General features: G+C 64.1%; 10 protein-coding genes and 1 pseudogene. 3 read left to right on the top strand and 8 right to left on the bottom strand.

Going from position 1 to position 11589, the window contains the following annotated elements; genetic code table 11:
- The 3 genes from OXS49_RS30675 to OXS49_RS30665 all read right to left on the bottom strand — a co-directional run.
- Positions 1-1039: CHASE3 domain-containing protein (locus tag OXS49_RS30675; RefSeq protein ID WP_267428377.1), on the bottom strand; the 1039-nt coding region annotated here is incomplete at its 3' end.
- Between the two features lie 522 nt (positions 1040-1561).
- On the bottom strand, positions 1562-3724 hold the full coding sequence (locus OXS49_RS30670) for a TonB-dependent siderophore receptor (RefSeq protein ID WP_267428376.1): 2163 nt from the start codon (positions 3722-3724) through the stop codon (positions 1562-1564).
- A gap of 345 nt (positions 3725-4069) precedes the next feature.
- A complete protein-coding gene (locus OXS49_RS30665; RefSeq protein ID WP_267428374.1) occupies positions 4070-4417 on the bottom strand; it encodes a hypothetical protein in 348 nt (115 codons plus the stop codon).
- 17 nt (positions 4418-4434) lie between these two features.
- Between OXS49_RS30665 and OXS49_RS30660 the strand changes: the two are divergent.
- Positions 4435-5398, top strand: a pseudogene (locus tag OXS49_RS30660) (IS481 family transposase).
- A gap of 228 nt (positions 5399-5626) precedes the next feature.
- A complete protein-coding gene (locus OXS49_RS30655) occupies positions 5627-6262 on the top strand; it encodes a methyltransferase domain-containing protein (RefSeq protein WP_243999678.1) in 636 nt (211 codons plus the stop codon).
- Between the two features lie 57 nt (positions 6263-6319).
- Here OXS49_RS30655 and OXS49_RS30650 read toward each other — a convergent pair whose 3' ends face one another.
- The 5 genes from OXS49_RS30650 to OXS49_RS30630 form a co-directional block, all read right to left on the bottom strand.
- A complete protein-coding gene (locus tag OXS49_RS30650; protein ID WP_267428373.1) occupies positions 6320-7006 on the bottom strand; it encodes an SDR family NAD(P)-dependent oxidoreductase in 687 nt (228 codons plus the stop codon).
- Complete coding sequence (locus OXS49_RS30645; RefSeq protein WP_267428372.1) at positions 7003-7461, bottom strand: hypothetical protein; 459 nt, start codon at positions 7459-7461, stop codon at positions 7003-7005. Before OXS49_RS30645 ends, OXS49_RS30650 begins: the two co-directional genes overlap by 4 nt.
- 140 nt (positions 7462-7601) lie before the next feature.
- Positions 7602-7793 carry a helix-hairpin-helix domain-containing protein gene (locus OXS49_RS30640; RefSeq protein ID WP_267428371.1) on the bottom strand — a complete coding sequence of 64 codons (192 nt, stop codon included), beginning with the start codon at positions 7791-7793 and terminating at the stop codon, positions 7602-7604.
- A 173-nt stretch (positions 7794-7966) separates the two neighbouring features.
- Complete coding sequence (locus tag OXS49_RS30635; RefSeq protein ID WP_267428370.1) at positions 7967-8851, bottom strand: NAD(P)H-hydrate dehydratase; 885 nt, start codon at positions 8849-8851, stop codon at positions 7967-7969.
- The gene (locus OXS49_RS30630; protein WP_267428369.1) at positions 8848-9612 is read right to left on the bottom strand and encodes a histidine phosphatase family protein; all 765 of its coding nucleotides are present in this window, start codon (positions 9610-9612) and stop codon (positions 8848-8850) included. The genes OXS49_RS30635 and OXS49_RS30630 overlap by 4 nt, the downstream gene beginning before the upstream one ends.
- Positions 9613-10169: 557 nt before the next feature.
- Between OXS49_RS30630 and OXS49_RS30625 the strand changes: the two genes are divergently transcribed.
- Positions 10170-11438: a hemolysin family protein gene (locus OXS49_RS30625; RefSeq protein ID WP_267428375.1), complete on the top strand. Its 1269-nt coding sequence runs from the start codon at positions 10170-10172 to the stop codon at positions 11436-11438.
- The last annotated feature ends 151 nt before the right edge of the window (positions 11439-11589 follow it).

Here is an 11589-nt window from a genome sequence, read left to right as displayed (position 1 = left end):
AGTCCATGGCCTTGGCGGTGTCGGAGACGGCGCGCAGGCCCTGCCGAGAGGTCTGGGCGGTGGCCTGCGCGGTGGCGATCACCTCGGTGGCGCGTTTGGCCGTTTGAGCGCCCGACTGAGTGATCTCATCCATGGTAGCGGCGGTCTGCTGGACGGCGGCGAATTGCTGCTCGACCGAGGCCGCCTGCTCCTGGGCCGAGGCACGGATCTCGGCCGCGGCGGCGTTGAGGTCGGCGGTTGCCGCGCGGTTGGTCTTGGCGAGGTCCGAGAGGCCGGCCACCATCGCATTCAGCGTCGTACCAAGGCGACCGACTTCGCCACCCGCGCCTGTCTCCAGCCTTCCCGACAGGTCGCCCTCTCCAACCTGCGCGACGAAAGCAATGACGCGCACGAGCGGGCGGACGATCAGACGGTTGATTGCGATCCATATGCCAGCGCAGATCAGGAGCGTGAGCAGGGTGCCGCCCCACAAGGCTACGCTTTCGTCACGTTGGGCCTGCGCGACACGCGCAGCCAAGGTCACACGGACGGCATCCTCAAGGGTTTCGATAGCCGCAAGCCGCTCGCGCAGTGTGTCGAAGAACTGTTTGCCTTTTCCGTCAGCCTCGACGCGTACCGCTTCAGCTCGGGTCGTCGGATCGGCTACCTTTTGGACGACAGCCTCGCCGATATCGGTCTGCCAACTGCGAGCCGCCACCACTGCGTCGGCCAGGAGCCGTGTGCGCTCGGCATCGTTGCCGATCATAACTTTGAGGCTGCTGATGGTCTTGTCCAAAGCCGAGCGTCCAGCTCGGTACGGCTCTAGGCTGGCCTCTCGCCCGGTCAGCAGGTAGCCGCGCAACCCAGTCTCCTGATTGAGCATGGCCGTCCGGAAATTATCGAGCCCGCGGATCAGCTGATTGGAGCGGTTTCGAGCGTCCGTTGCATCCCGAAGCTGGTTTGCCGTGATGAGAACAGCGCCGCTGCTCAGGACCGACACCAATGCGATGACACCGATGGCGCTGCCCAAAGTCCGATTTAGGCCAGACGTATTCGGCATGCTCGATCTTCCCGGCTCAAATCTGCGGATGGCGTCGAGCGACAGCCGCACCCATGCCGGCATCGCCCATAGCGCTCAAACTCATGAGACGCGAGCAGCGGGCCGTAGGATGGGGAGGGGGCGACGGCGGCCAGAAGCGCGGCGATCGGCGAGATCGGGCGGCTGCACGCCAGAGACAGGGTCGTGGTCTGCGAGAAGATTGGACTTTGAAGTCGTTTATGCGGCCGGGTCGGCCTCCCTCAGGTGCACGCGTCCCATCTCAGCATCGCCGCTTGCGCCACGCCTTCCAGCTCGCCCCGTCACGGGCCAGGATCGACTTGCCGCTCTGAACGGTCTGCACAAACCAAGTCAGCGCGAATGTCCGTCCCACCCGGAAGCTCACTCGCCGCTGCTGCCTCAGCCAAACAGGCCTCAACGCGCGCCTGCGTCATGGCGGGTGCGGACCGCACCAAGGTGCCGCGTCTCTTCGTACGTTTGAATAGTCCGCGCCCTTGCCGCTGGAACACTTCGGATCAGCCGCCTTCAGAACCGAGCGATGATCTGTGCCCTGATTGTCCGGGGAGCGCCCGGCGTGATGTTGTTGTTGTTGTCCGCCGTGGAAATGTACCGCCGGTCGAACAGGTTTTCAATATTGATCTGCGCACGGACGGATTCGCTGATGTTATAGAACAGACCCAAATCGATCCGCGTGTATCCTGGAAGCCGGACCGTGTTGTCGGAGGCGGCAAAGGTGTGTGAGTAATTGAGGATGCCGACGCCGACAGCCAATTCGCGCGTCAGGTCGAATTTGTTCCACAATGTGAAGGCGTTGAACGGGACCAAGCCGACCGTGTTGCCGGCCACGATCGTCGCTGAGGTCGCGCTGGCGATGCGCGCATCGGTGAAGGCGTAGCCGCCCGCGATCTGCCACCAATCGGTGACATACCCGTTGGCGCCGATCTCGAAGCCCTGTGTGTTGGTCTTCCCCGAAAGGATGAAGAAGCCGGGGTTGTTGGGATCGGCCAAGCGCTGGTTGTACCGGTCCAGATTGTAGGCCGCGGCCGTGAGCTGGAAGCGCGGGCTGGCGTCGTACTTGATGCCAACCTCGGTGTTTTCAAACTGCTCCGGCTTGGCGATGACCAAGCCCGGTGTGAAGTTCCCGATCTGGTCGCCCGACGAGGGCAGGTAAGACACGCTGTAGCTCGTGTAGAGGGCGAGGTTCGGCAGCGGTTTCAGCACGAGACCGGCGCGCGGTGAGATCGGATCGTCCACGCGGTCGTTGGTCAGCAGGGTGCGCCGGTCGGTGGAGGCGAAATCGAAATGATCGTAACGCAGGCCGCCGACGAGTTGCAGCCAGTCGGTGATATCGATCTGGTCCTGAGCGTAGACGGCCGCGAGGCCGAGGCTGTACCGCGCGTTCGAGTCCGTCGTACCGTTGTTGCGAAGGGATGTCGGCGCGAACGTCAGTGGGCGGAGCGGATTGACGACGATGCTGCTCGCAAGGCTGTTCCCGAAGAACAGCGACTGCCTGTAGGCCAGCCCCTCTTGATAGCCGAGCTCAAACCCGCCGAGGAGGGTGTGCTTGATATCCCCTGTCACAAATATATAGGTGAAATCGTTCTGGCTGAAGTAGTTCGTCCGCGGTGTTTCGTTGCGATAGCCGGTTATGGTCACGGCGGTCCCCGCTGCGTTCACGGTACTGCCTGGAAGCGTGTTGACGTAGTACCGGTCGTAATCGGCAAACCGTAACTGGCTGTGCATCTCGACACCCGAGTCGAAATGGTGGTCCAGCTGCACGGTGGCGATGTTCGCATCGACCTTCGTGAAGTTTACGTCCGGATTGCCAAAGAAGGTCCGGATGTTATCACGGTACCGGTAGGGGCGGCCAAACTGCGAGGGGATGCCCCGGTCGGGAAAGCGCTGATCGTGAAAGTACTCGTATGACAGCTTCAACGTCGTCTGCGGGTCAATGAGGAAGGTGGCGGTCGGATTGACGCCGTAGCGGGTCAGGTCGCCGAACTGGCGGTAGGTCCCCGAATCTTCGAACATGCCGTTCAGGCGGACGAAGGCGCTGTCGCTGATCCGATCGCCGACATCGACCGCGACGCGTTTGTCGCCGAACTGGCCTCCGCCGGCGACAATCTCCCGGACGCGGTAGCCATCCGCCTCCTTAAGGACGCGGTTGATGACGCCACCTCCGCCGCCACGGCCGAAGATCAGCGAGTCCGGCCCCTTCAGGACCTCGATGCGCTGAATGTTGTACAAGTCGCGGAAGTACTGAACGTCGTCACGGATGCCGTTAATATAAAAATCAGCGCTGGTATTCTGACCGCGGATCAGGACCTGGTCGCGGTTGCTTTCGCCCTGCGCGGGTATCAGGCCCGGTACGAACCGCAGCTGCTCAGTTAAATTCTGGTAATTCTGATCCAGGAACTGCTCCCGCGGAACGATGGTGATAGATTGCGGGATGTCGATGACCGGCGTGTTCGTCTTGGTCGCGCTGCGGGTCTGCTTGGTGAGATACCCGACGGTAACGCCACCCTGAGGCTCCGGACGGTCGCCCGCATTCTCGACCGTGAGCTGGTCGAGGGTGACGACCTCGGTGGGTTCGGCCGGATTTACCCCCCGTTGTGCATGCGCGGATGCGACAGATAGGGTGCTCGTCAGCAGAAGCCCGAGGAAACGACATCTGAACGTCCAGCCCATCATTCACTCCGCGGCTTCTTACGGAAGCCGGTCCGTACTGAGATCTATTCGACCTCCCGATAAGGAGTTACGAGCGAGATACAATGCGGATCAAGATTTAATTCCGTGCAGATAATGCAATTACCCTACAATAATTCTTAGAATAATTCTCATATATCCTGGATCTCACCAAGATACATCACTATCACGCGCAGAGATTGAGTTAGATCAGTTTAAAACTGTAATTATCCAGTGACCGACGTTGCGGATTCGCAACATGCTCGATGCGAGCAGTTGCACCATCAGTACCCGCCGCAGCCCCGATGTTCGGTCAAACCGAGCTGATCATGCTGGCCCTTGTGGCGATTAACGGAACGGGGAAGGAAAGTTGGCGATCATGTGGATGGCCCCGCAGGAGGCCGCGAATTCAAATTGCGCCTGACGCTTGTCCGGCACGAGCTGCGCCCGTACCGTCGCTGCGAGATACGCGAATGGAGCATGACTGCTCAGGTAGGCCGCACTGATTGATTGATGCCCGAACGTGGTGAGATCAGGCTTGAGGGTATACGGGCGCGGTCGATCGCTGACGGCCTTAACGGCCAACACGGCGAGTTCGCCGTCCTGGAACACATGCTCGATCAGCGCTGCAGTAACCGGCATCGTCTCTGCGGAGAATGTTTGATCCCTCGGTGTGGCGGTACGGTTGACCACCATGCTGCGAGGGATGCGCTATGGGCCAGGTTCTCCATGGAAGCGCCACCACGACGGAGGCGGTCCGTCGCGCAATACAGCTACGTCAAGACAGCGTGAGAGGGGCAGCCAAGCGCTACGGCGTCAGCCCGACGACGATCCAAGTGGCGAACTCGGCAGACGACGGGCGATGCCGCCATGGGGCCGAAGCAGCCTCGTTCGACGGTTCTGACCCCAGAGGAGGAGGCCGTCATCGTAGCCTTCCGGCGGCACACGCTGTTGCCGCTGGATGACTGCCTCTACGGCCTGCAGCCCACGATCCCGCACCTGACCCGCTCGTCGCTGCACCGCTGCCTTGAGCGGCACGGCATCAGCCGCCTACCAGAGATGGAAGGCGACAAGCCCAAGAATAAGCGCTTCGCCGATTACCCCATCGGCTACAGGCACATCGATATCGCCGAGGTCAGGACAGAACAGGGCAAGCTCTATCTGTTTGTGGCCGTCGATCGAACCTCAAAGCTGGCTTTCGCCAAGCTGGAAGCAGAAGCCAACCGCTACATCGCTTCAGACTTCCTCCGGGAACGGGTCGCCTTCGTGCCGTACAAGATCCACACGGTGTTGACCGACAACGGGGTGCAATTCTGCCATGCCCCATGCAACCGCTCAGGCCCGACCGCCCTCTACAGCCGGCACATGTTCGATCGCGTCTGCCACGAGCACGGCATCGAGCATCGCCTGACCAAACCCAACCATCCGTGGACCAACGGTCAGGTCGAGCGGATGAACCGCACCATCAAGGACGCCACGGTCAAGCGCGACCACTCCGAGACCCACGAACAGCTCCGGGTGCACCTGCAGCTGTTCGTGGACGCCTACAACCATGCCCGTCGGCTGAAGACCCTGCGCGGCCTCACGCCCTACGAGCATGTCCTTCAGGTCTGGACGAAAGAACCCGAACGCTTCAGGATCGATCCGTCACACCACATTCCGGGACCATACACCTAGAACGGCATCCATCGCCGACGATCACGATTCTCGTCTTCCCTGCGACCGCGGAAATGGCGCCTGCTCAGCCCCATGACGACCCGTTTGCGCGCCCCACCGTGCCGATGCGGCGACGAGGACATCTCCCATCAGGGGCGGTCCGGCCCTCTTTAAGGCGAGACATCGGATCTGTTCGCGCACGCGTCCTCGAGGCCGGCGCGCCGTTCGATACCGGAGACACACGTGATGATGGGTCAGGAATTGTCAGACTTTCCACCGGACGCATTCGCCAAGTACGACCGCGACCCAGATCCCCTGTTCTACGCGCATCCCCGCTTCGTGACCCATATCGATGCCGCGGCGATTGCAGCAGTGACCAACCTCTATAGGGAGATCGTCCCGGCGGGCGGTGACGTTCTCGATCTGATGTCGAGTTGGGTCAGTCACCTGCCGGAGGACGTCGCCTATGCCAGCGTCATCGGGCATGGCCTGAACGCAGCAGAACTCGCCGCCAACCCGCGCCTGACACGGCATTTCGTTCAGGACCTCAACGCCGATCCGCGCCTGCCCGTCGATACGGCATCCGTCGATGCCGCGCTGATCTGCGTGTCGGTGCAGTACCTTCAGCAACCTGTGGCCGTCCTGTCCGAGATCGCGCGCGTGCTGCGCCCCGGCGCCCCTGTGGTGATCAGTTTCTCGAACCGCCGCTTTCCGACCAAGGCTGTCGCCATCTGGAATGCCCTCGACGGTGCAGGGCACGCTCAGCTCGTCGATTTGTACCTTCTCCGCGCTGGTTTCGCCCGCACGGAAGCGCGGGTCCTCAAGCCCGAGGGAGGTTCCAGCGATCCCATGACTGTCGCGATCGGCTGGACTGCCGCAGGGTGAGGAACCCGTGTCGGGCCTCATGCCGTTCGTCGCCGAGAGACACGCGCGCGGTGTCGGCTACCACGGCACCGTCGCGCCCGTATGATCGATGAACGTGCAGCCGCGCTGACCGAGCTGCGCTTCGACGACCGCGACCATTCCGCGGGCGCTGGTGTCCACATCGAGGGTTGCGCGACGGCCGCCGAGATCCGTCCGCACCCATCCCGGGTGCATGAGGAGGACGCCCCACCGCGCCCCGGAATGCTGACCCGCGAAAGACCGGGCCAGGGTATTCAGGGCTGCCTTGCTTGCCCTGTAGCTCCCCCACCCACCGCCGCGGTTCAGCGAGACCGAGCCCAGCTTCGACGTCATCAGAACGATAAGGCCATCCTCGGCCACGCGCTTGTTGAACGCCTCTGCGAAACGGATCGGGCTCAGGGCGTTCGTCTGAAAGACCGCGGCGGCGACGTCGCGGGGTATCTGCCCAGCGGGAATACCCGCCTGTGTCGCGACACCAGCGACGACGAAAACGATGTCGAAGGCCGGCCTATCGGCACACGCGTTCGCAAACCCGCGGACGGCGTCGTCATCGTCGATATCGATGCCTGTCGCGATGGCCAGCGCGCCCCGGCCGGCGAGGTCCGAAAGGGCAGCGGACGGCTTGCGGACGGTGGCGGTCACATCCCACCCGCGTTCGAGGAAGCGCGCAACCAGGCCCAGGCCAAGCCCACGCGACGCCCCGACGATCAGCGCGCGGCGCTTCATGCGGCCTGTGCCTTCCGTCCAGAACCGAGTTCACCCAGCGCCGCCGCACAGGCATGGGCGAGAACGCTGGAGGTCGGGATCGGCAGATCCTCGTGACCGCTGATGACCGTCGTTCCAGCGGAATCGGGCAGGGAACGGGGAACATGGTGATCGACCAGCACCGTCGGCACACCGGGGATGATGTCCCCCGCCTGAACCCCTAGATCGGTCACCACGATACCCACTGGGCTTCTGGACGCCAGTGCCTCCCGGGTCGCCGGCGCCCAGAGCGAGGCGCCCCGGCCGATCACCTGCACGTCCACGGGGCCATATCCGGCGCGCTCCAGGGCACGGCCCAGGATCGCCCCCGCCGATACGCCGTCGGCATCGTCGTGACAGAGAACGATCGGCGGTTTCGGGCCGAAGCCTGAAACCGCGCGGGCGAACGCTGCGCCATGGGCCACCAAATCCGTCATTGTTTGTCGATCCCGGTGCGAACGACGTCTCCCCGGCCTACCGCACCGTTCCGGACAGGCTGGAGGCCATTGTGAACAAGCCTAGGCTCACCGGACCCGGATGGGCGGGCGACGATCGGCAGGCCGCTGACGATGAGCATTCAGCTTGCCGCGATCGTGACGTGGTCCGAAATGCCGTCCGTCTTGCCGCTCAGGCCCGGCACCTCATCAAGCTGTTGCAGGCTGGTGAACCTGCCGCGCTCCTCGCGGTAGCGCACGATCTCGAACCCGTGGCCCTTCAGGGCCGCCACGGTGTCGCGTTCGTCCGCCGTCGAAGTGTTCAGATCAATCAATGCGTGAATCCTTCAACGCGATGCAACGCTTGGCTCGCCGAACCTGCGCTCGACCATCGTTCGGCTGCCGTGGGGGATCGTCCGGCTGCAGGCGGATGCCGACAGAACAGGCTGTGGCCCGCGATGCGGTTTGGGCTGCGCCGCCGTGCGAAGGCGGCTCGTGCGGCCCGACCTCAGGCGGACGCCTCGTACAACAGCCGAGGCACCTCGCCCGACAATTCCCGGGCGAGGAAGCCGATTGGACCGACCGACGCGGCCAATCGCCGTCCGGCCTCTCCGTGCAAGTAGACGCCCCACAGAGCCGCCGTCAGCGGGTTCACGCCGCGAGCGAGCAACCCGACGACGATGCCCGCGAGCGCGTCGCCGGAGCCGGACGTCGCCAACCCTACGCCGCCGCCTTCGTAGAGCCAGCGCGCACCCTGCGGGTCGACGATCCAGGTCTGGGCTCCCTTCATCACGACGACCACCTGCAGCAGGTCGGCGGCTGTAAGCGCTGCGTCGAGTGGATCCGCCTCCACGGCGTCCCGGCTCCGATCCAGCAGCTGCGCCATCTCGCCGGCATGGGGCGTGATCACGACCCGGCCCTTATGACGTCGGACGTCATCGGCATGCGCGGCCAGGGCGCAGATTGCGGCCGCATCAAGGATGAAGGTGGCTGCTGGAAGCGCCTGCAGAAGTTCGACTGCCATTGCCGTCGTTGGCTTGCTCCCCAGCAGGCCGGGCCCGACCAGAAGGGCATCGCAGCCCTTCGCCGCCGTGCGCAGGCATTCCAAGGCGCGCACACCGTCGATGCTGCCCTCGGAGGTCTCCGGAAGACCGATCACCATGGCTTCCGGCACCGTCAGCGCCATGCCGACGGCTGCGCTTTGGACCGTGGCGATCTTCAGCTTGCCAGCCCCGGCGCGCAGAGCCGCCACGCCGGCCAACAGGGCTGCACCCGGGACTGAAGCCGAACCTCCGAGGATAAGCGCGCTGCCGCGTTCATCCTTGCTGCCCTCCCGGGGTGTCGGGAGCGACCGTTCCTTGAGCGTCGCAGCTGTCAGCAGGGTAGGGTTCATCGGGCGGCCACGTTCGCGTCAGGCTCGGAGGTGATGGAGGCGCCTGCTTCGGCGACCGGGGCGACGAAGTTGTACCGCTCCAGCGCGAGCGCTCCGATGCCAGCCGCATGGGGATCGAAGACGTATTCTGTGATCGAGCAATTGGCGACATCGTCCGCGGCATCGATGGCGAGAATCTCCGCCTCCGTCATGTCTTCGATCAGGTAGCGCAGGCAGAGCACCACGACCTGATGCGCGACAATCAGAACCCGCCGCTCGGCGTGGTGGAGCGCAAGCGTGTTGAGGGCGCTGCGGAGGCGCAGGATCACATCGCACCAACTCTCGCCAGACGGAGGCCGATGATAGAACTTACCGAGGCGCTGTCGTATCGCGGCCTGCTCGGGATGCAGTTCCTCGACCCCGGCCCGCGTCAGCCGGTCGAGGATGCCGAGTTCCCGCTCGCGCAAGCGCTCATCGATTGTCGCGAGCGGCGCGTCCGGCGCCAAGCCGCCGGCGGCCCGGATGTGTTCGGCGGTTTGCCGCGCCCGAAGGTAGGGCGACGTCAGAACGATCTCGGGCTTGCTGTCGCCCGGCAATTCCGCGAACCAGCGTCCGACAGCGTCGGCCTGGCGCTCGCCCTGGGTGCTGAGGGGAACATCGACATCCCGCTCGGCAATGTCGATCCGCGCCGAGTTCGCGCTGTGAGCCGCATCTGCCGCGACGTTGCCGGCGCTTTGGCCGTGCCGCACGATCCATAACCGGCTCGGCCAGCGTTGCTGCATCGAAAGCGTTCTCCCTCAGGTATTTGGCAACGCCTGCCATGCCTGCCGGTTCGCACCGATACCCCAACTCCTGGGCTGAGGCGGACTGTCACGCCGCCCCCGTCTGCCGTTCCCTTCTCGCTTAGAATGGTTCGGCATAAGCCTATCCGCTTTCACGGTGCGTTGTCCGAAGCGGAGCAGCTGCATTCGGCCATAAACGGATCGCGCCGTCGTCCTGTCTCGCGTCTGGGACGGGTGGGATTTGGCTGGTCCGCCGTCGGGCGGCCATGCAGAAACAGCGGGCATCGCCCGGGCGCCCACGGCCGACCCATGGCACGTTCTGGGCAGGCCCTGGGCCGATCTGCCCGTAGCCGCTCGATAAACCGAAACGGACATTGAGGCCTTGAGCGGATGATCGTCTGCGACCGAGACCACGACGACCGGCGAGCCTGAAACGGCCGCACCTGTTTGGTTCAGGTCCGCCTAAGCTGGTAGGTCGGGTCGTCTATTCGAGAAGGAGAACGTCCATTTCCGAGGATGCGTGGTCGACGGCGCTGGGACTGCTAGCCGTCCTGTTCCTGGTGTTCGCCAACGGGTTCTTCGTGGCGGCCGAGTTTGCGCTGGTCTCGGTGCGCCGCAGCCGCGTCGCCGAGTTGGTCTCAGAGCGGCGGGCGAACGCCACAGCTCTCCAACGGGCGACGGACAGGCTTGATGCCTACCTCGCCGCCACACAGTTCGGAATCACACTGTCCTCTCTGGCACTCGGTTGGATCGGCGAGCCGGCGCTCGCACACCTTATCGAGCCGGCGCTGGATTGGCTTCCGTTGGGCCTTGGGACCGTGGCATCCCACACGGTCGCGGTCGCGATTGCCTTCTCGATCATCACGTCCCTGCACATCGTGCTCGGCGAACTCGCCCCGAAGAGCCTGGCCCTGCAGCGGAGTGAGCGCACCGCTCTCGCGGTGGTTCGACCGCTGGGCTTGTTCCTGGTCGTGTTCCGGCCGGCAATCCTGTTGCTGAACGGGCTCGGCAACGGCGTGCTGCGCCTGTTTGACCTACGGGCCGGGCACGGCGAGGGCTCGCTTCACTCAACAGCCGAGCTCAACCTGCTCATCCAGGCGAGCCAGGAGGCCGGCCTGATCCGCGAGGTGCAGCAGGAAGCGGTCGAACGCATCTTCGCCATCGGCGAACGCAAGGTCCGGGACATCATGACCCCGCGCCATGAAGTCGAATGGATCGACTCCGACGATCCTCGCGACGAGATGCTCAAGGCTGTGCGCGCGTGCGGCCACGCGCAGATCGTGGTGAGCCGCGGCGAGGTCGACGAGCTAGTCGGCCTGGTACGCAAGCAGGACCTGCTGGACCAGGTGCTCGATGGGCACGATATCGACATCGCCGCCGTCACGCAGCCGCCCATCGTGGTGCACGAGAGCATGACGATCCTGGCGGTGCTGGAAACGTTCCAGAGCCAACCGATGCGGATGGCGGTGGTTGTCGATGAGTACGGCAGCCTCGAGGGCATCGTCACCCAGACCGACCTGCTGGAGGCCATTGCGGGAGACATCCCAGAAGCGGGTGAGGAACCCGACGTGGTCGAGCGTCCCGACGGCTCGCTGCTGATCGACGGCATGATGTCAGCCCGCGAAGCGTTCGAGCGGCTCGGCTTGTCTCAGGACCCGGCTTCAGACGATTTCAACACACTGGCCGGATACATCATTTTCCAACTGGGACGGATACCGACCGCGGGTGACGCCTTCGAAGCCGATGGGTGGCACTTTGAGGTCGTCGATATGGACGGACGCCGGATCGACAAGGTCCTGGCGATCAGGACAGGCGCACCATCGTAACAAGCGCCGGTACCGATCCCATCCGCCTCAGCGATGGGTCGGGGCGTTGGTAGCTGCACGGGGTGGGCGGCAGCGCCTGCGCTCAGGGTGCGGCGCGTTGGGCTCGACGTCATCGGCACCTGACCCTCAGAGTTCGAGCGTGACCGTCACG

The sequence above is a fragment of the Methylobacterium sp. GC_Met_2 genome, assembly GCF_026540795.1.
Classification (GTDB): Bacteria; Pseudomonadota; Alphaproteobacteria; order Rhizobiales; family Beijerinckiaceae; genus Methylobacterium.
The sequence above is the reverse complement of the archived record's forward strand: the minus strand, read 5'-3'. Positions and strand labels throughout refer to the sequence as shown.